Annotated in this window: 17 protein-coding genes; 11 read left to right on the plus strand and 6 right to left on the minus strand. The window is 62.8% G+C overall.

The window, feature by feature from the left end:
- On the plus strand, positions 1-106 hold a 106-nt coding region (locus GEV05_19795; GenBank protein ID MPZ45588.1), incomplete at its 5' end, for an IS5/IS1182 family transposase.
- Between the two features lie 90 nt (positions 107-196).
- The gene (locus tag GEV05_19800; protein ID MPZ45589.1) at positions 197-1,057 is read left to right on the plus strand and encodes a tripartite tricarboxylate transporter substrate binding protein; all 861 of its coding nucleotides are present in this window, start codon (positions 197-199) and stop codon (positions 1,055-1,057) included.
- 102 nt (positions 1,058-1,159) lie between these two features.
- On the opposite strand, the gene GEV05_19805 is transcribed toward GEV05_19800, so the two are convergent.
- The gene (locus GEV05_19805; GenBank protein ID MPZ45590.1) at positions 1,160-2,500 is read right to left on the minus strand and encodes a hypothetical protein; all 1,341 of its coding nucleotides are present in this window, start codon (positions 2,498-2,500) and stop codon (positions 1,160-1,162) included.
- 197 nt (positions 2,501-2,697) lie between these two features.
- On the opposite strand from GEV05_19805, the gene GEV05_19810 reads away from it, so the two are divergent.
- Entirely contained in the window at positions 2,698-4,125 is a 1,428-nt protein-coding gene (locus tag GEV05_19810) for an MmgE/PrpD family protein (protein MPZ45591.1), read from the plus strand.
- 109 nt (positions 4,126-4,234) lie between these two features.
- On the opposite strand, the gene GEV05_19815 is transcribed toward GEV05_19810, so the two are convergent.
- Both GEV05_19815 and GEV05_19820 read right to left on the minus strand, forming a co-directional pair.
- Positions 4,235-5,374 carry a CapA family protein gene (locus GEV05_19815; protein ID MPZ45592.1) on the minus strand — a complete coding sequence of 380 codons (1,140 nt, stop codon included), beginning with the start codon at positions 5,372-5,374 and terminating at the stop codon, positions 4,235-4,237.
- Between the two features lie 203 nt (positions 5,375-5,577).
- On the minus strand, positions 5,578-6,366 hold the full coding sequence (locus GEV05_19820; protein ID MPZ45593.1) for an SDR family oxidoreductase: 789 nt from the start codon (positions 6,364-6,366) through the stop codon (positions 5,578-5,580).
- Between the two features lie 176 nt (positions 6,367-6,542).
- Here GEV05_19820 and GEV05_19825 point away from each other — a divergent pair, with 176 nt between their 5' ends.
- The 4 genes from GEV05_19825 to GEV05_19840 all read left to right on the plus strand — a co-directional run bounded on the left by GEV05_19825 (position 6,543) and on the right by GEV05_19840 (position 11,692).
- Positions 6,543-8,033, plus strand: coding sequence for an FAD-dependent oxidoreductase (locus GEV05_19825; GenBank protein MPZ45594.1), 1,491 nt, complete (start codon positions 6,543-6,545; stop codon positions 8,031-8,033).
- The gene (locus GEV05_19830; GenBank protein ID MPZ45595.1) at positions 8,005-9,096 is read left to right on the plus strand and encodes a tripartite tricarboxylate transporter substrate binding protein; all 1,092 of its coding nucleotides are present in this window, start codon (positions 8,005-8,007) and stop codon (positions 9,094-9,096) included. Before GEV05_19825 ends, GEV05_19830 begins: the two co-directional genes overlap by 29 nt.
- A gap of 63 nt (positions 9,097-9,159) precedes the next feature.
- Positions 9,160-10,593, plus strand: a complete 1,434-nt coding sequence (locus GEV05_19835) for an MmgE/PrpD family protein (GenBank protein ID MPZ45596.1) — start codon at positions 9,160-9,162, stop codon at positions 10,591-10,593.
- A gap of 139 nt (positions 10,594-10,732) precedes the next feature.
- Entirely contained in the window at positions 10,733-11,692 is a 960-nt protein-coding gene (locus GEV05_19840; protein MPZ45597.1) for a tripartite tricarboxylate transporter substrate binding protein, read from the plus strand.
- 195 nt (positions 11,693-11,887) lie between these two features.
- Here GEV05_19840 and GEV05_19845 read toward each other — a convergent pair whose 3' ends face one another.
- Entirely contained in the window at positions 11,888-13,429 is a 1,542-nt protein-coding gene (locus GEV05_19845; protein MPZ45598.1) for an MmgE/PrpD family protein, read from the minus strand.
- Positions 13,430-13,630: 201 nt separating this feature from the next.
- Here GEV05_19845 and GEV05_19850 point away from each other — a divergent pair, with 201 nt between their 5' ends.
- Both GEV05_19850 and GEV05_19855 read left to right on the plus strand, forming a co-directional pair.
- Positions 13,631-14,383 (plus strand): SDR family oxidoreductase, encoded by a 753-nt coding sequence (locus tag GEV05_19850; GenBank protein MPZ45599.1) that lies wholly within the window; start codon positions 13,631-13,633, stop codon positions 14,381-14,383.
- Between the two features lie 15 nt (positions 14,384-14,398).
- Positions 14,399-15,832, plus strand: coding sequence for an MmgE/PrpD family protein (locus tag GEV05_19855; GenBank protein ID MPZ45600.1), 1,434 nt, complete (start codon positions 14,399-14,401; stop codon positions 15,830-15,832).
- Positions 15,833-15,901: 69 nt separating this feature from the next.
- Here GEV05_19855 and GEV05_19860 read toward each other — a convergent pair whose 3' ends face one another.
- Together GEV05_19860 and GEV05_19865 are read right to left on the minus strand one after the other, a co-directional pair.
- Positions 15,902-17,131 carry a CapA family protein gene (locus GEV05_19860; protein ID MPZ45601.1) on the minus strand — a complete coding sequence of 410 codons (1,230 nt, stop codon included), beginning with the start codon at positions 17,129-17,131 and terminating at the stop codon, positions 15,902-15,904.
- Positions 17,132-17,231: 100 nt separating this feature from the next.
- Positions 17,232-18,044 (minus strand): 1,4-dihydroxy-6-naphthoate synthase, encoded by an 813-nt coding sequence (locus GEV05_19865; GenBank protein MPZ45602.1) that lies wholly within the window; start codon positions 18,042-18,044, stop codon positions 17,232-17,234.
- A 176-nt stretch (positions 18,045-18,220) separates the two neighbouring features.
- Between GEV05_19865 and GEV05_19870 the strand changes: the two genes are divergently transcribed.
- Together GEV05_19870 and GEV05_19875 are read left to right on the plus strand one after the other, a co-directional pair.
- On the plus strand, positions 18,221-19,003 hold the full coding sequence (locus tag GEV05_19870) for a hypothetical protein (protein MPZ45603.1): 783 nt from the start codon (positions 18,221-18,223) through the stop codon (positions 19,001-19,003).
- A 12-nt stretch (positions 19,004-19,015) separates the two neighbouring features.
- Positions 19,016-19,984, plus strand: a complete 969-nt coding sequence (locus tag GEV05_19875; protein MPZ45604.1) for a tripartite tricarboxylate transporter substrate binding protein — start codon at positions 19,016-19,018, stop codon at positions 19,982-19,984.
- Positions 19,985-20,005 lie beyond the last annotated feature (21 nt).

Here is a 20,005-nt window from a genome sequence, read left to right on the forward strand (position 1 = left end):
GCGCTACGAGAAGCTTGAGCGCAGCTTCCTCGCGCTCAACCACATCGCCGCTGCAATCATCGCGTGGCGCAAGGTGCACTTAAAGATAAACATTATTTACGGATAAATTCTAAGCAGTATTGCCTTGCTCGCAACACTCCTCACCTGCGCGGCGAACCCATCCGCGGCGCAGGCATTCCCGGAGCGACCGCTTCGCATGGTTACGTCCCAGGCAGGCGGCGGCAACGACGTCCAGGCGCGTGCCATTGCGCGCGGGCTCACCGAAGCGCTGGGCCAGCAGGTGATCGTCGACAACCGGGCGAGCGGTGTCATTCCCGGCGAGATCGTCGCCAAAGCCACGCCGAACGGCTACACGCTGCTCTTCTACAACAATGCTTTGTGGACCGGGCCGCTGTTGCAGAAGACGCCGTACGATCCGGTGCGCGATTTCGCGCCTGTCACGACGGCGACTGTCGCCCCCAACATCCTCGTGGTCTCCAATGGGCTGGCCGTCAACTCCGTACAGCAGTTGATCGCACTTGCGAAGGCCAAGCCCGGCGCGCTCAATTATGCGTCCAGCGGTCTCGGCGCGTCGAACCATCTCGCTGCCGAGCTTTTCAAGTACATGGCAGGCGTAGACATCGTGCGTATTGGCTACAAGGGGGCAAGCGCCGGCCTGAACGATGTGATGGCCGGCCAGGTACAAGTGATGTTCCCGACCGCCGGCTCCGTGATTCCGCTTATAAAACTCGAGCGCGTCAAGCCGCTCGCCGTTACGAGTCTCGAGCGTTCGAGGGTGGCACCTGACCTGCCGACAATTGCGGAGTCCGGTCTACCTGGCTACGAGTCGCTCGCGATATATGGTGTTTTCGCTCCCGCCGGCACACCGAAGCCCATCATCGAGCGGTTGAACAATGAGATCGTGCGCGTCCTCGCTTCGCCGGACGTCAAGAAACTTTTCTTCAAGCTCGGCATGGAAACAGTCGGTGGCTCGCCCGCTCAGCTCGCCGAAAAAGTCAGAGACGAGATGAATCGCCTGGGCAAGGTCATCAAGGCGGCTGGCATCAAGGCTCAGTAAGCTGGGCCGACGATCGCAATCAGGTTAGGTCTCTCGCGTCCGGGCTGAGTCCGAATGAACAACGTACCGACTGTAGAGGAGAACCAGCGGAATAACTGAACGTTACTGCACGGAGAAGCGTGCTTGTTCTTCCAGGGCATCCAAACGTTCGAAAAGCCCCGCGGCTTTCTCTCTTCCCATCGACAATAGAAACTTGCGCCGCAACTCGTCCCGGCTCAATGGATTGTCGGGCCTGCCCTTGAACGTCGCGGCCGCGCGCACGAACTCGCGACCGTCCTTAAGCCGCACTACAATGCGCGCGCTGAACGACTGGTCGGATTCGGGCCATTCACGAAGCTCCACAACAGAGCGGCAGGCGGTACGAATCGCCTCATCCTGAAGCGCGCTTTCATCGATCGACGCTGGGTCCTCGGGATCGCGAAAAAGCGCCAGCGCAACACAGAAGGGAACGCTGTACTGGGCATGCATGATCTCGCCCGGTTCAACGATGTTGTGGTGAGTGATCAGCTTCTTGCCGCCTTGGACTACGACCTTGGCAACGTCGTTGCCGCTGAAACCGTACTCGGCCATCAGCTCGCGCAACGATTGCACCGGAATCTGTGCCGAGCCGTGGAGAGCATACCGCTTCATCGCGATGCACAGCGTCTTCCAGTCCTGTCCGAACCCTGCGGTGAGCCGGGATGCATCGCCACCGCGGCAATAAACCTGCAGATACCCGAACTGTCCTTCCAGGACGGTTTCCGGCCCGGTATGGCCCAGGGCTGCAAGCTGCGCCGCGAGCACGCCGGACTCGGCTGCCCGGCCAAGGTGCAGGCGCTTGACCATTCCGCCTTGCTTCGACTTGGTCAGAGCCAGGATTCCCGAAGACAACGAGCCCGCGATGCCGAGAGCATGGGCCATTGCGCTGGCATCGAGATTCAGGACGCGCCCGGCTGCCACCGCCGCGCCGTAAGTGCCGGCGAGGGCCGGCGCATGAAATCCCAAAGGCTCGGGGGAGGTCTCACCGTGGTGCGCTGCCTCTCCGATGCGGTAATTCACTTCGCAGGCCGCTACGAACGCCGCAAGAGCCGTCTTTCCATCAGCCCCGGTTTCTTCACACATCGCGAGCACCGGAGGCACCAGCGGTGAACCGCTGTGAGCTCCCGCCTGCGGGTAATACGAATTGTCCTGCTCGAATGCATTGGCGAAGGTGCCGTTTGCCAGCGCTGCGAAGGGAGCGTGAACACGCTCTTCCGGCAAGCCAACGAGCGAGCAACGGCCCCCCCGTCCGTAACGGCGGGCATACTCCGCTACCATTCGGCTCCAGGAGAACCGGGAGCCGAAGGCTGCAACCCCGATGGTATCGATGATGCAGTCTTTGGCTCGCCTTAACACCGGACGGGGGATGTCCTCGAAGCGGAGCTCGGCAGCAAACTTGCCGAGGATCTGAGCGGCTGTCGTCATATGGATTCTCTTCCTTCTTCAGCTCTTCTGCGCAACGGAGGAGCGCGCCGACGAGCAGCTCTTCCCGTCCCGTCTGATCGCACTCGGTGTTCGATACGCGTGGATTTGGAAGCGAACGACACGTATCGGCAGTATACGCGGGCGATCGCCAATGCAGTCCCAATGTCCGTCGGTGCGCACAAGTGCGAACATTGCCGATGTGCCACGGAATGTGTAAAGTGATTCCGCCTCAACGACCGGTGTCCAGTGCCATCGAAGCTCGTTTCAAAATCGACCCGAAGGTCGAAAGCCTTGCCGGTTATGCGCAAAGGTTCTCCTACGCCGAGATTCCTGCACGCGCCGTTCATCAGTGCCGGCGCATCTTCATCGATACCCTCGGATGCGCGTTAGGCGCCTTGCATACTGAGCCGGTTCGGATCGCGCGCGAGATGGCCATGCGGGCCAGCGTTCCTTCCGGCGCGCGAATCCTCGGAACTTCGCAGCGCACGGTTGCGGAGCTTGCAGCATTCGCGAACGGTGCAGCCAGCCGATATCTTGATGCGAACGATACCTTTCCCGGCGGCGGAGGCCACCCGAGCGATACCATCGCGGCGATTCTCGCCGCCGCCGATCTGAAACGTTGCCGCGGACGTTCGGTCATTGAGGCGATGGTGCTCGCCTACGAGATCTACCATGCGCTCTGGCGCGCGACCGATCTGCGCCAGAAGGGAATGGACAACGTTCTCTATACGACTGTGGCGAGTGCCGTGGCAACCGCGAAGATCCTGGGACTCGAGCGGCACCGGATTGCGGAGGCGATTGCCCTCGCGGCAACCCCGAATGTCGCGCTCGATGCCACGCGCTACGGCGATGTCGCAATGTGGAAGGGATGCGCCGGCGGCAATGCGGCGCGCAATGGCGTTTTTGCGGCCTTGCTCGCGCAAGCCGGGATGACAGGGCCGGACAGCGCGCTCTCGGGCGCGCACGGACTCGAGGCGCTGACAGGTCCATTCGAACTGCAGCCCCTTGCGGCCAGCGGCGGCCCGTACAGCATCGAGACCGTAACGCTCAAGTGTTTTGCCTCGGAAGCGCATTCGCTATCGCCGCTCACCGCCGCCCTGGAACTCAGCCGATGCACGGCAGCGGATGAAATTGAAACCGTGACCGTCGACACCTATCGATTCGCCTGGCAAGTCATCGGCAGCGGGCCCGAGAAATGGCGGCCGCGGACGCGCGAGGCAGCCGATCACAGCCTGCCCTACGTAATCGCGTCGGCATTGCTGCACGGTCGGTTCGACGACTCGGCATTCGAGCCCGAGCGCCTGCGTGATCCGCGCATGCACGCTCTGATGGACCGGATCACCATCAGAGAAGACCGGGAACTCACCAGCCGCTTCCCCGAACAACTGGCATGCCGGATCGGGGTCTTGCTACGGAATGGCGAGACCCGCATCGCCCAGACAGACTATCCCCTCGGCCATCCCCGCAATCCCATGTCCGACGCCGACGTCGAGCACAAATTCCGGCGCCATGCGCGGCGCTGGCTGCCAGAGAAGCGCATCGAAGGCGCGCTCGGTGCTCTGTGGCGCGTCGATACCGCGGAGGACGCCGATTCCGTGTTCGAAGCGCTGGAGAAGCGCGAGTGAACGACCCCAAGCAAAGATTCGCGCGTACGCGAGCGTGAGCCGCGCGCGCTTGTGTCGCGAACCGCAGCTTGGCGAGCCGAGGCTGCTTTCCTCGTACTGAACAGGAGCATCAGGTCTGCATCGTATCGACCACCACCTCACCACCTTCCACGCGGAACTTGTGCGGGTGCTGGTCCGACACCCATTCCGTCCAGTCGACGATTTCCTGGAACTTGGGGTCTTCGGGTGCCAGGACATAGGGCTGGGCCTGCGGGTTGATGAAGGCGGGAAGGAAGGACACCCGCTCTATCCCGTTCTTGCCAACGACAGCCTTGGCGATCATCGTTTTACGGCAATGAGTCGGGAACTGGTAGATACCGTGCGGCGGGAGGCACTCCTTGTCTATCGGAAACCATACCAGGTTCCAGTCGAAGGTGTTTGGATTGCGCTTTTGTGAGCCCGTCGTCATGAAGTTGCCGATGCTGTAAAAGCAGACCTTGCCCTTGTAGACCTCGATCGCCTTGATCGAGTGCGCGTGATGCCCGAGGATCAGATCGCAGCCTGCGTCGATCGCGGCATGCGCGACCGGGGTCTGGTAGGTGCAGATCGTCTTCGGCACATGTCGCAATCCCCAGTGGATCGACAAGATCACGACATCGGCCTGCTGCTTCGTCCTGCGGATGTCGTCCTCCATGGCTTTCACGTCTTCCTCGTAGGGCTCGGTAATGATCTTCGGCGGCGTCCCCGGCTGGAACTCCTCGGGGGCATAGTAGGTATGCGCGCGTACCGGGGCGATGCCCGCCTTGCTACCGATGGCGGCTTGCCCGTCGCGCAAGACCGAGCAGTAGGCAAGGAATGCGATGCGGATACCGTTGCGCTCCACGATGACCGGACGGCGCGCCTCCTCGGCATTGGCGCCGCCGCCGCAGACCTGCTTGCCCATGCCCCGGAACAATTCGATCGTATCCAGCAGCGCCTCGGGACCCCAATCCATGGCGTGATTGCTGGCCACCGAGATGACGTCCATGTCCGACGCTTTCCAGACCTCCGCCAACTCCGGATCGAGGCGCGTAAGCTGTCCGGTCGGTCCATTGGAGAAGTGAGGCTCCCAGCCGCGCTTCGAATAAGTCCTTTCGCACTGGCCGAAACGAATGTCCGCTTGCTGGAGCACCGGTGCAATGAGTTCCGCGAACCGTGCGGTGGGGCCTACGACCGGCCCGATGTCGCCCCCTGCCATCAATGTTACAGACTGCGTACCTTGTTGAGCCATATGAATCCCCTTTTCGCTACAAATACGTCAGTGGGCGAGCCGCTTTCCGCTACCGGCTTCCCCACCGGATCGACGCACTAACACTTTCAGGTGCTCTGTCATTGCGTTCATTGCCGTCCTGTTCGTATCGATTCGTATAGGTTTCTGGTATCAGCCAGTAGCGGGAAGGCATTGGTGTTGCGAAGAACGCTCGACTGTACCCGCTATGGCATCGCGTAGCCGCCGTTGACGCTGATCACCTGGCCAGTGATCCACGAGGCGCGCTCGCTCGCCAGAAAGGCGATCATCGAGGCGATGTCGTCCGGCTCGCCGGTCCGGCCAGTCGGATACATCCTCAGCACCGTCTGCACGCGCCGCTCGTACTTCTCCTCCCCCATGGCGGCACGCATCTGCGCTTCGCGCTCCTGCCGCAACTCCGTATTAGTAGCGCCCGGGGATACGACATTGAGGGTGACGCCGCTTTTCCCCACTTCCTGCGCCACCGACTTGACCAAGGCCACGACGCCGCCCTTGGCTGCGGCATAGTAGGACAACCGCGCCTGGCCCAGTCGAGCTGCATCGGAAGCGAGGCATACGACGCGACCGTAGCGTTTTGCCGTCATGCCGGGAAGCGCCCGGCGCAGGCACAGCATGGGACCGTACAGGCACACATCGAGCATGCGGCGCCAATCCGCAGGTTGCGACTCGACGAAGAGCTTGTCGTCCAGGATTGCCGCGCTGCTGACCAGAATATCGACTCCGGCAAACAGACTCTCCGCTCGCTCGAACAGGCCATCGACCTGCGATTCGGACGTGACGTCGGTTTTCACACCGACTACGCGGTGGCCCGTTTCCTCCTCGAGCTTCCGCGCCGCCCGTTCCACGGCTTCACCGTTGATATCCGCGAGCACCAGACGGGCGCCCCCGACCGACATGATGCGCGCGGCGGCATAGCCAATGCCTCTCGCACCGCCGGTGATCAGTGCCGTTCGGCCGTCGTATCGCAGTTCCATGACGCGTACTCCTCCTTGCGCGGCTGGTCATCATACGCGATGGTGTATGCTTTCGGCGTCGGTTTCAGTCCTCGGAACCTGGTCCGATGTTTGACTAGCGTTCCCCAGTTCCGTAGAGTCTGCTTCATCCAGGATGTGTCGCATACTGGCGCCCATTCGATCGGCAAGGGTTTCTGATGAGCATTTCGGACTATGACGTGGTTGTGGTCGGTGGCGGCAATGCGGCACTTTCCGCCGCACTGTCCGCCCGCGAGAACGGCGCGACGGTCGCGGTGCTCGAGCGTGCTCCCGAAGAGGAGCGCGGCGGCAATAGTGCCTACACTGCCGGCACCATGCGCGCCGTTTACTCCGGCTTGGACGACATCAAGGCCCTGGTCCCCGATCTGAGCGACGCCGAAATCGCGGAGACCGATTTCTCGAGCTACAGCGAGGAGCAGTTTTTCGATGATATGGCGCGAGTTACGAGTTATCGCACGCATCCCGATTTGTGCGAGGTACTGGTTCGCGGGAGCAACGATGCACTGCATTGGCAGCGACGTCAGGGCGTGCGCTTTATTCCCGTGTACGCGGCCCAGTCGTTCAAGGTAGGGGCCAGGCGCAAGTTCTGGGGCGGCGTCACCGTCGGTGCGGTCGGCGCAGGTATCGGTCTGGTGGATTCCCTCTACGCCGCGGCGAAACGAGCCGGCATCGATGTCTACTACGAAGCGGAAGGCCGTCGCCTGTTGCAGCAGGATCGGACGGTACGTGGGGTGCAGGCCGACATTGGCGGGAAGACGATGGAGGTGCGCGGCGGCGCGGTGATCCTGGCTTGCGGAGGCTTTCAGGCCAACGCCGAATGGAGAACGCGCTACCTCGGTCCCGGCTGGGACCTCGCCAAGGTGCGAGGTACACGCTACAACACAGGCGCCGGCATCCGCATGGCGCTGGAAGTGGGCGCGCAGCCGTACGGCAATTGGTCGGGCTGCCACGCGACCGAATGGGATATGAATGCCCCCGATTTCGGCGACCGCACGATCGGGGACCGGTTCCAGAAGCACAGCTACCAGTTCAGCGTAATGGTCAACAACGACGGCGTACGGTTCGTTGACGAAGGCGCGGATTTTCGCAACTACACCTATGCGAAGTATGGTCGCATAATCCTGTCGCAGCCCGGACAAGTCGCCTGGCAGATCTTCGACTCCAAGGTCTTCCATCTACAGCGCGAGGAGTACCGCATAAAGCGGGTTACCCGCGTGCGCGCCGATACCCTCGAGGAGCTTGCGGCGCGCATGGAAGGCGTGGATGCTCGGCGGTTGATCGCGACGATTCGCGAATACAACGCCGCCATCAAGAAGAGCGTCCCGTTCAATCCGAATGTGCTGGATGGTCGAGGAACTGAGGGTCTCGCGATACCGAAGTCGAATTGGGCCAACACCATCGAAGACGGTCCGTTCGAGGCTTACGGGGTCACTTGCGGCATCACCTTCACCTTCGGCGGTGTCAAGATCAATACCGATGCGCAGGTGCTCGACATGGCAGACCGCCCGCTGGCCGGTCTTTACTGCGCCGGGGAAATGGCGGCGGGCCTGTTCTACTTCAACTACCCCGGCAGCAGCGGCCTCACCAACGGAACCGTGTTCGGGCGCATCGCCGGACGCAATGCTGCCCGCTTCACCGGCAGGGGGTAAACCGGTAGCGGGCCGCCGAATGGAAAGTGACGGGCGTATCGGCAACAGCGCTCGCGCAGTACAAGGAGGATTCATGAGACTGGCACCGGAAGGCTGGATCTTTGGCGTGAGCGCCTGCCTCGCATTCACGGCAGCGGTTCCGTTCGCAAGCGCTGCCGACGCGGAGCGCTATCCCACGAGGCCAATTCGCCTCCTCGTCGGTTTCAACCCGGGCGGCGGGACCGACATCACCGCCCGCGTGGTCGGCGATGCCGTCTCGGAGCTTCTCGGGCAACCGATCATCGTGGACAACAGGCCGTCCGCAGGAGGCGTATTCGCGCGCAAGCTCGCCGCTGACGCAAGCCCGGATGGCTACACCCTTCTCATGCTGTCGGGCAGCCAGGTTATCGGGGCCAGTCTGATTCACAAGGAGCCCGTGGACATGCGCAATACGTTCGCGGCGATCTCGCAGCTGACGTCTCAGCCTTACCTCCTGACCACCAATCCGAGCCTGCCCGTCAAGAACGTCAAGGAGATGATTGCATATGCCAAGAGCCGCCCGGGCGAGCTGAACTATGGATCGACAGGCGTCGGCTCGATGGCGCACCTCGCCACCGAATTGTTCAAGGACATGGCGAAGATCGACATGGTGCACGTTCCTTACAAGGGCGCCAGCCCAGGGCTCCTCGATCTCATGCGCGGCCAGATCCAGTTCCTCTTTGCGAGCGCCACGTCCTCGATCCCTCACGTCAAGGCCGGGCGGCTGAAGCTGCTCGCCGCGAGCAGCGCCACGCGCTCGGCGCAGCTTCCCGACGTGCCGACCGTGGCGGAGAGCGGCCTACCGGGATTCGACGTTACCGGGTGGTACGCCATCGTCGCGCCCGCTCGCACGCCAAAGCCGATCATCGAGAAGCTGAACCGGGAGATCGCCCAGGTGCTGAAGATGCAGAAGGTGGTCGACAAGATGGCGGCCGACGGGGCGGACACACGCCACAGCACGCCGGCACAACTGACGGCGCTGGTGGCGGAAGAGGAAGCGAAATGGAACAAGCTGGTGAAGGCCACCGGGCTCGTCCTCCAATAGCACGCGCTCTCGCAGCCACTCCGCCGCGGGGTGATTTCGATTCAATGAGAAGGAGCATCCGAAATGACGCAGGCAGCTACCTCAGAAGCGCACGGCGAGCACCAAACGACGCAGGCCGACAACCGCTACACGAAAAAGATCGCCCAGTTCGTTTCCGGATTGACGTACGAGAAAATTCCTGCGGAAGTGCGGCACCGTATCAAGCTGCTCATCCTCGACTCCATCGGCTGCGGCATCTACGGATCGACGAAACACCACAGCCAGCTCGCCATCGAGGCGATCACTGCCGTCGACGAAAGCCGTAGTTGCGGTTTGTGGGGCACCGACAAGCGGGTCTCGGCGCCGCACGCGGCGTTGCTGAACGGCACCATGGTGCAGGGCTTCGAGCTCGACGACATTCACCGCAAAGGCGCAATGCATATCGGACCGACCACGCTTCCGGCAATCGTGGCCCTGTCCGAAGCGCGGGGTGGTATGACAGGCAAGCGGTTCATCACGGCCGCCGTGGCCGGTTACGAAGTGGGGCCGCGCGTCGGCATGTGCATGGGACCCGACCACCTGGGCCAGGGCTGGCATTCCGGCGCCACCGTAGGCGCCTTCGCCGGTGCAGCCTCCTCGGCGGCCGCCCTTGGCCTCTCCGAGGAGAGCACGATCGATGCCCTCGGCATCGCCGGGACCTTTACTGGCGGCATCATGGCGGTCCAGTACGGCGCAATGGTGAAACGGATGAACCACGGCCGCTCGGCGCAGAACGGCCTTTACGCTGGAATGTTGGCGAGCGTCGGCTATACCGGCATCAAGAACGTATTCGAGAGCGAATACGGCGGCTTCTGTACCACGTTCTCACGCAAACGAGAATGGATCAAATGGGAAGAGCTGACCCGGGGGCTCGGCGAGCACTGGGAGACGATGTACGACTCCCTCAAGTTCTACTCGGCGGCCGCGAGCAACCACTCGACGCTCGATGCAATCCGACTGATGCGCGAGCGCCGGCCCTTCACCGCCGACGAGGTCGAGAAGATCGTGGTGCACGGCTCGCAGGTCACGAAGGACCATGTATTCTGGAAGTACGAGCCGTCGGGTTCGACCAATATGCAGTTCTGCATGCCCTACGTCGTGGCAACGCTGCTCCTCGAAGGCGATTTCTTCGTCGATCAGTGCGACGAGTCGAAGATGGCCGACCCGCAGCGTATCGCCCATTCACGAAAGGTGGAGTTCATCGCGGAGCCGGAGATCACCCGGATGGGCAACCGTTACTACGTCCGCGTAGAGGTCTTCCTCAAGGACGGTACGCGAATGGAGGAAACGGTCGAAGCGCAACGCGGCAGTGAATCCCGGTTCGCCTCCGATGCGGAGATCATCGAAAAGTTCGAGAAGCTGGTAAAGCACGTCCTCCCGCAGAAGCAGGTGGCCGAAATTCGAGACACTATCCTGGGAATGGAGCAGATGGACGACGCGGCCAAGCTTGCGAAGTTGCTGGTCAAAGCGGGCAGATAAGCGGCGAACGCCTGTGCGGCAGGAGCCGGGCGGCCAGCGCGGCCGCCGCGGTGCCTCACTCCCAATCGCGCGAGGCGCTCACTCGCGGGCAAGCCTTTCAGCGGCCGGCACAGTCATCCACAAGCAAGGAGGAGATGCCATGAAACCACACGCTTCGCGCTGCCTGCTTTCCATCGGACTTGTATTCCTGGGCGGGACTGCCGCGCACGCGCAGGATTTTCCGGCCAAGCCCATACGCATCATCGCCTCGCCTCCCGGTGGTGCAAACAACTTCCTGGCGCGCCTGGTGGCGCAGGGACTGAACGAAAGCAAGGGCTGGGACGTCATCGTCGACAACCGCCCGAGCGGTGGCTTCATACAAGGCGATCTGCTGGCGAAGTCCCCGCCGGACGGCTACACCCTGCTCGTCGCCGCTGGCAGCTTCACCATAGGTCCATTGTTCGAGAAGGCGCCATACGATGTCGTGAGGGACTTCGCTGCCGTATGCCTCGCATCCACCTCCCCCAGCGTCCTGACCGTGCATCCCTCGCTGCCCGTCAAATCGGTCAGGGAGCTGATTGCACTCTCGAAGAAACGGCCCGGTGAGCTGGACTTCTCCACGTCCGGCACCGGGAGCGCAAATCACTTGCCTGCCGAGCTCTTCAAGGTGATGGCGGGAGTCGATATGGTCAGGATCAACTACCGTGGCGCCGGCCCCGCCCTGACCGCGCTCGTTTCCGGCGAGGTACACCTGATGTTCGCGACCGCAAGCTCGGTGGCACCGCACATCCGGAGTGGCCGCCTGCGCGGGCTGGCGATCACCAGCGCGAAGCCCTCCGAACTCCTTGCCGGATTGCCGACAATCGCCGAGTCCGGGCTTCCTGGATACGATTTCGTTTCTCCCTTCGGCCTGTTCGCTCCCGCAAAGACGCCGCCCGTCATCGTGAACCAGCTCAATAAGGAGATCGTGCAGGTGTTGCAGAAGCCCGAAATCCGTAGACGCTTCATGGACGCAGGGACCGAAGTCGTGGCGAGCACTCCCGAGGAGTATGCGGAGGCGATCAAGGCGGAGATCGCGAAGTGGGGCAAGGTCATACGCGAGGCGAAGCTGGCGAAGTAACGGATCCGTTCGAGCGGCGCCGAAGCACCGATCGCGGTCCCCGCGCGTACCGCTGCTGACATCGACAACGGTACGCGCCGGGAATCCCTTCGTTAAGGCGTCTCGAATTGGCAGACGCGCTGTATTCACGGGATTACGCTGGATACGGTCGGGCGAGCAGTGATCAGGCGCCCTGTAGTGCCTGGATCAAACGGGTCATTGCGTCTTCGACCCGTCGCGCAGCGACTCGGACAGCGGCCCTACCGAAGCGAGCTTGTCGATACCCGATACGAGCGACACGATAGTGTCGATCGCATCCCGCCCGATGGCAACGCCGGCGAGGCAGCGAAATTTGTCCTGCGCCTCGTCCTCGCTGCAAGGATCGGCCGGCGTGCCGTGGGCATCGAGCAGCCGTGTATCGAACTTGCGCCCATCCTTCAGGATGACTTCGGCGCGCGTTCCGTAGCGCGGATACATCGCTTCCATCTCTGCATCCGCATACAGCTCGACGCGGCGCGCGAGATCGCACACTTCCGGGTCGTCCAGCGCTTCCCCGGTGTAGTGACGCGGGTCCCTGGGATCGCGCGTCAGGGCGACTGCCGCCGTGAAAGGCATGCTGTACTGCGCCGCCATGGTTTCCTTGGGCGCGATTTCCCCGTTCAACGCGATTGCCCGCTTGTTGGTGCCGACTCGGACATTGCCGATCGCCTCAGGCTCGAGCCCGTTCTGAAGACGCAACGCATGCAACGCTTGCGCGGTCGTATGCAGAACGCCGCAGCAGGGGTAGACCTTGGTCCACACCCGGGAGATGGCATAGTTCTCTCCCAATGCCTTGTCGAGCTCGTCCGGCCTGGATTGATCGCCCCCGAACACTTCCAGCAAGCCGAACTTGCCGTCGAGCGCCGCCAGCGGTGCCGTGAAGCCGCGTTCGGCCAGTGCGCAAGCGATAACGCCTGATTCTGCGGCCCTGCCCGCGTGCATGCGCTTGATCATCCCGCCGCTGCCCTGAGTGAAGCTCTTGATGCCGCTTGCGCTGGAGCACGCGATACCGATCGCCCGCAGCATCTTATCCACCGAGAACCCCTGTACTACCCCGCTAGCAACGGCCGCACCGACCGGTCCGGCAACCCCTGTGATGTGGAAGCCCCATCCCGCTTCGCCGATGGCGCGCCCCACCCGCGTCATCGCCTCGTAGCCGGCGATCACGCCGAGCAGCAGCTGCGCGCCGGACACCTCGCAGCGCTCGGCCGTTGCAAGCGCTGCCGGAATAACGACTGCTCCGGGATGGACATGCGCGCCGGGCGAGATGTCGTCAAGCTCGATCCCGTGCGTCGCGGTCCCGTTCGCCAGCGCCGCACGCGCGGCTGCCGCCGGTTTGCGGTTCCCGTAGATCGTCGCGGGCCCTTGAGATTGCTCATCGTAGACCACCTCGGCCGTAATCCTGCCCCATGGCATGAGAGCGCCATAGATGCCGCAACCGAAGCCATCGAGCAGGCGGATCCGCGCCTCTCGTACCAGCGGCTCGGGCAGGCGGTCGAAGCGAAGCGACAACAGGTGCTCCACCATGTGGGCGGAGCGGCTGGTCAAGGCATTGGAACCGCTGTCGTTCATGATGCACCTCCAGTGGCAGTTTGGTTTGCGATATGCGACGTACCCCGGGAGCCGGGTGTGCCAGCACTCGTGCTGCCGGGTCGGTTCATCCGCTCGGGCGCGATTCCGTTCACGGCGACGGCGATCGGCATGCCTCGACTCCTCCATCAAAGGCTGCTGCTGCGCGCATTGCGCAATGATTCGCAAAGATCATAGCACCCGGTCCGATTGATCGAGGGCGGTTTCGGTACGTGGCACGGGTGCTTCTGAATGGAATCGCGTTGACATCGCCGGGTGCCGGCGATAAAACGGGCCCAAGCCGCCTATGCTTCAGATGGTCCTACGATGCCTGGAGGGATGACACGCGCGATGGAGCTCCGACTGAAAAACAAGACAGCCTTGGTGACCGGGGCGAGCATGGGCATTGGCCGGGCAATCGCCCAAGGCCTTGCCGAGGAGGGCGTCAGAATTTGCATCACCGCACGGCGAGAGCAGTTGTTGCGCGAGCTCGCCGGTGAAATCGTCGCCTTGGGAGGGCCGGCACCGCATGTCGTGGTGGCCGACATCATGGACTCCGATGCGCCCCAAAGGGTCGCGAAAGAGGCGCTCGCCGGATTGGGCCACGTCGATATCCTGATTAACTGCGCCGGTGGCAGTCGCCCGCTTCCAATCAATGCCCCGGAGGAGACGTGGGATGAGGCGATGACGCTTAATTTCACCCGGGTGCGTCAGGTAACGCACGCCCTGCTGCCGCAAATGATCGAGCGCGGGTGGGGGCGCATAATCAACATCACCGGGAAGCAGGAGCAGGTGCGCCTGAATGCAGCGTACTCGGCCAAGGCCGGCGTCCACGCCTGGGCCAAGGGCCTATCCAAGGAGCTGGGCCGCTACGGCATCACGGTGAACAGCATTCCTCCAGGGCGCATCATCAGTGAACAGATTCTGCGCAACAACCCCGAGCCGGTGCGTCGGGAATTTGCCGCACAGCACATCCCGGTGGGCCGCTTCGGGGAGCCGGAGGAGCTGGCATGCCTCGCGGTGTTTCTGGCTTCGCCCCTCGCGGGCTATATCAGCGGGACGGTAATTCCGGTCGACGGCGGACTGCGCCGGTACACGTTCTGAAGGAGCGGCACGCCGATGAGTTCCGTCATTGCCTTGGATTCAGCAGCCACCGATGCAGCCGCCTGCGTCACCGCCCGGCTCGCGGAATGCACGTCGAAGCTTCGCCGGGAAGACATACCCGACGCGGCGTGGGATCACGCAAAACTTTGCCTGCTCGACACATTGGGCTGCGGCCTATTCGGTTCCCGCCAGCCCTGGGGCCGCATTGCTGCGGCGACGGCGTGCGACCTGAGCCCTGGTGCACGCGCTTCCTTGTGGGGAGGGGAGGAGCGCTGCGGCGTCGATGCGGCTGCCATGGCGAACGGCACCGCAGCGCACGGCTTCGAGCTCGACGACGTCCACCTGCGCGCCAGCATGCACCCGGGCGCAGTCACCGTTCCCGCGGCATTCGCGCTCGCAGAGGCCTATGACAAGTCCCCATCGGCATTGCTCACAGCCGTCATCGCCGGATACGAGGTCGGATTGCGTATCGGTATCGCGATCGGGCTTGGCCACGGCCTGCGCGGTCATCACACGACCGGTACCGTAGGAACCCTCGCTGCCGCCGCGACGGCGGCCAACCTTCTCGGTCTGGATGCCGAGGCCACGGCCGATGCGCTCGGTATCGCGGCAACCCAGGCAGCGGGACTGCATGGCGCCCGCACCGGCGCCATGAGCAAGCGCTTTCATGCCGGTCGCGCCGCGCAAAGCGGTGTCATCGCGGCCACGCTGGCCGCCCGCGGGTTCACCGGCAGCAGGACAGCGTTGGAGCAGTCGTTCGGCGGATTCTTCAGCACGCTATGCGATCGGGTAGATATTCCGGCCGCGACCGCGGAGCTCGGCAAGCATTGGGAGATTCAGGAGGTCGGCTTCAAGTGCTACGCCTCCTGCGCGAGCACGCATACCACGATCGATGCGATCGAACGCCTGATGCAGCAGGGTGTCAATGCGGGCAACCTCAAGATGCTTCGCGTGTACATGTCGCGCAAGGCCGTAAGCAATGTTGGCTGGCCATACGTGCCGGCTGGCGTCGTGGCCGCCCAGATGAACGGTTATTACACCTCCGCCGTGAAGCTGCTCGACGGAGAAGTGTTCGTCGAGCAGTTTGCCGAATCGCGTCTCGCCGATCCCCGTATTCTGGCTCTCATCGAGCGCATTCGGATAAGCCACGATCCCGTTTTCGACGCCGGCGGCGCCTCGACGCGGCACGCCGTCCGGGTAGAGGCCGAGCTCGACGACGCTAGCGTTCGGGTCGAGCAAGTCGACCAGCGGCGAGGAAGCTCGCGCTACCCGCTCGGGCGCGCAGACATCGAGCGCAAATTCCTTGGCCTTGCCGGCCCTGTGCTTTCTCGTGCCACTGCCGAGCAGATCGTCGAGCTGATCGGCCGGATCGACGAGCTCCAGGACATGGATGCGCTGTCCGCATCGCTGCACGGCCGCAAGAACGACGAGGTGCTGCTGCGCGGGTGAAAGCAGAACCGCAACCGAGGAACCAGGCGAGCACGGGAAGGGCAACCCGATCGAGACCCCTGCGCGCCCTCATGCTGGCCGGCGGTAGATCTCGTAGCGGTCCCCCGATGCCGTCATCTCCGTTAGGCCGCCTTTTATGAACTTCCCAGCCCAGTTCAAGTAAGCCAGCGACTTCTCGAACTGAGGGTCCTCGCGTTTCATCGGTTCCGGCTGTCCCAGCGCATTGAGCAGGGTGGGCAAGTAGTGCACTGCGCGAAGTCCCTTCCCGTCTACCTGGATGAAAGCCACCCCGCCCTCGTTGTAGTGGCGTCGGTAGTCGAACGTCACGCCAGGCTCGGGTTCGATGGAATAGACCGCCTTGTGCAGATAGCGGCCGTCGGGCATGCATGCAGCCGGAGGCCCGCTACGGCGGTGGAATGCGAAGTTGCCGATGCTGTAGAAGATGATTCCATCGCCGTAAAGCTCAATGCCCTGCTGCTGGTGCGGATGGTGTCCGAGCACTGCAGTCGCTCCGGCATCGATGATCGCGTGCGCCACCAATGGTTGGTAGTCGGCCGGAGCCGGCACATAATGCACGCCCCAGTGCAGGGAGACGAATACGAAATCCGCTTGTTCGCGCGCGGCGCGAACATCGTGCACCAGCGCCGCAAGATCGTCCGCGTCCGGCACGGTAACGACGCGCGCTGGCGCCCCCGGCTGGTATTCGTATGGTTGGTAGAAGGTGTGCGCCCTCATCGGTGCCGCTCCGGCCCGCTCCTCCGTTGCCCAGTATTGCGGTAGCAGGACCGAAACATAGCCCAGGAAAGCAATCCGAAATCCCTTGCATTGGAGCAGAGCCGGTTTTCGCGCTTCTTCTATGTCGCGACCGGCCCCGATCGTCGGTATGCCGAGCTTGCGGAACGTCTCGATCGTGTCGATTACCGCGTCGGGACCCCAGTCGCCGGTGTGGTTTGAGCCGATCGAGAGCACATTGAACGGTACACTCTTGAATGCCTCTGCCATGGCCGGCCTCTGGCGCGTGTGAAAGCCTGCACCCTGACCTTGGAATGCACCGCGCTCCGAGTACAGCCGCTCCACCTGAGCGAAGCGAATATCGGCCGTACGCAGGATCCCCAGCACATGCTCGAACGAGCTGCCGGGCGGCTCGTGGCCGGTGCCAACATCGCCCGCCGCGGCGAGCGTGACGAACGCTTCATCGGTCATGGTTGCCTGTCCTCCCATCCCTGATCGACCCAGTGCGCGCCTCGACTTCGCGTTTCGAGCGGCACGTCTTCTCGCATTTGTCCGACACCGGCCCATCGAACTGCTGCGCCTGCCCTTCGCCGGGCTTCACCAAGCCGGCATATTGCGTACGGGAGTTCATCGCGCGAGCAAATGCCGTTGTCCAATAGCGACGGCGTCACAGCCCTTTGCGTCGGAAGCGTCTGAAGTCCGGTTTCCGCTTCTCGAGAAAGGCCCGGATACCCTCCATGTTTTCGTCATTGCCGTAGATCGATGCCAGCAGCGCGCTGCTCGGGAAATACGATTGGTAGAACTCCTGATCGGATCCTGCATTGAGCGCCAGCTTCGCGATGCGAATGCTCTGCGGGCTCTTGTTGAGGATCTCCTGACACCACTCGTCGACCAGTGCATCCAACTTGTCGTCGGGCGCGACGAAATTTACTAGGCCCATTTCGAGGGCCTGCTGCGCGGTGTATTGCCGGCACCCGAATACCATCTCGCGCGCCTTGCGCTCGCCAACATAACGGGCTAGCAGCTGGCATGCGCCCCAGACTGGAATGCTGCCGACTCGCGGGCCGGTTTGTCCGAAGATGGCGTGCTCCCCGGCGAAGGACATATCACAGAAAAGGTGCAGTTCGTTTCCGCCGCCGACGCAGTAGCCACGGATCTTTGCCAGGATGGGCTTGTCCATCATCCGCATCACGGAAGACAGCGCCAACAGTCGGCGCGTGTGGATACGCCCGACGTCAGGGGTGCGGCTTGACTGATCGCCTACGTCGCCTCCTGAACAGAAGGCCTTGTCGCCCGCCCCGCTCAGCACTACGACGCCGATCTCCGGGTCATCGGCTGCACGATGCATGGCATGCGTGAGCTCCTCGTACGTCAGCGGGCGCACCGCATTGCGCTTCTCCGGGCGGTTGATCGTTATGCGGGCGATCCCGCCCGCAGCTTCGTACAGGATGTCCTGGTAGTGCAACTTGCGGTCTCCCATCCGGGTCGGCGCGTGCAAGGCGCAATCAGCATCTGCAAAACGAGAATAACGCAATCTCCCGAGTACATGTCAATCGGGCACAGGTTCCGTTAAACGGAACCTGTTCTCCTGCATGGCAAATTGCGCTAACCTGAGCGCATTCGCCGCTTTGCGAGCGGCACCCATATACGGATGCCATGACTTATCGGACCATTACCGCTGCGCAGGATGGCCCAGCTTGCGTGATCACACTGAACAGGCCGGCCAAGCGCAATGCAATCAGCCTCGAAATGATGCGCGAACTGATTTCAGCGCTCAAAGCGGCAGACGTGGACGCCTGCGCCCGCGGCGTAATCATCACCGGGGGCGAGAAGTTCTTTTCAGCCGGCGCGGATTTGAACGAAGCCCTGAAGGTCCAGGCCCCGACCCAGGGAATGGTCTATTTCAACAGCTGGCATAGCCTCAACGCTACGATCGAGGAACTGGGGAAGCCGGTTATCGCGGCCATAGAAGGATTTTGCATCACCGGCGGATTGGAGCTGGCGCTCGCCTGCGATCTGCGGGTAGCGGGAGAAGGCGCCACGTTCGCGATCACCAGCGCGCGTATCGGCACGGTAGCCGGAGCCGGCGGAACGCAGAGACTCCCGCGTATCGTGGGCGTTTCCCATGCGCTCGACATGCTGTTCGCGGCGGACCCGGTCGATGTCGGCCATGCATACCGAATCGGCTTGATCAATCGCCTGACAGCCAAAGGGGGGGCGCTGGCTGCCGCCAAGGCGCTGGTCGAGAAATACGCTGAACGCGCTCCCTTGAGCTTGGCGTTGGTCAAGCGTGCGGTGCACCGGGGCATGCAGATGGATCTTGCCTCGGCAATCGAGCTCGAAACCTTTCTCGTGACCACGATATACGGCACCGAAGACAAGCAGGAGGGCATCAGCGCCTTCCTGGAAAAGCGGATCGCCCGCTTCAAGGGCGCATAACTGGAGGAGATCATGAAGCTACGGTTTGCAGTGCTGGCGTTGATAGCGGCCTCAGCTCCCCACCAGGCGGCGACGGCGCAGACTTATCCGAACAAGCCAATCCGGTTGGTGGTCCCGTTCTCTCCGGGAGGCGGAACCGACTTGCAGGCACGAACGATCGGGCAGCACCTGAGCGAAGCATGGGGTCAGCCGGTGATCGTCGATCATCGGCCAGGAGGCACCGGCGCCGTCGGATCCAACGTCGTTCTTCAGGCGGCGGCCGACGGCTACACTATGATCATCGTGACGAGCAGCACGCACGCGATCGCCCCGAACCTGTACCGCGAGGCACCCTACAACCCCGTGCGCGATTTCACCGGAGTCGCTCAAACAGCCACTGCGCCAGAGATCATCGCGGCCCATCCTTCGTTACCGGTACACACGGCGAAAGAACTGATCGCGTTGGCGCAGAAGCGGCCCGGCAAGCTGAACTACGCTTCTCCTGGAGCGGGAACTATAGGACACATGACGGGGGAGCTGTTCAAGCAGGTCACTCACGTGAATGTCGTCCACGTTCCCTATAAGGGCAGCGGCGCGGCCGTTCGCGAGCTGCTCGGCGGCCAAGTCGAGCTGATGTTCAGCGCCCCGGGGGCGCTCGTAGAGCATGTGCGAGCAGGCAGGCTGAGGGCGCTCGGGGTTCTGGACAACGAGCGCACGCCGCTGTTCGAAGGGCTGCCGACGCTCGCGGAGCTGGGCTATCCGCAGCTCGATGCTTCCAATTGGTACGGACTGCTGGTGAAAACCGGCACCCCGGCAACGATCGTCCAGAAGCTCAATGAGGAGGTCAACCGGATCATGCAGCAGGAGAAGGTCAAAACGATGCTCTTTAACCAAGGCTACTCGGTGAAGACCGGAACGCCCGAACAGTTCACCAAGTTCGTCGCGAGTGAATACGAAAAGTGGGGCAAGGTCGTCAAGCAGGCAGGGGTGAAGGTCGACTAGGGCGCGCGGTGCTACATTGAC

The organism is Betaproteobacteria bacterium (genome assembly GCA_009377585.1).
Lineage (GTDB): Bacteria > Pseudomonadota > Gammaproteobacteria > Burkholderiales > WYBJ01 > WYBJ01.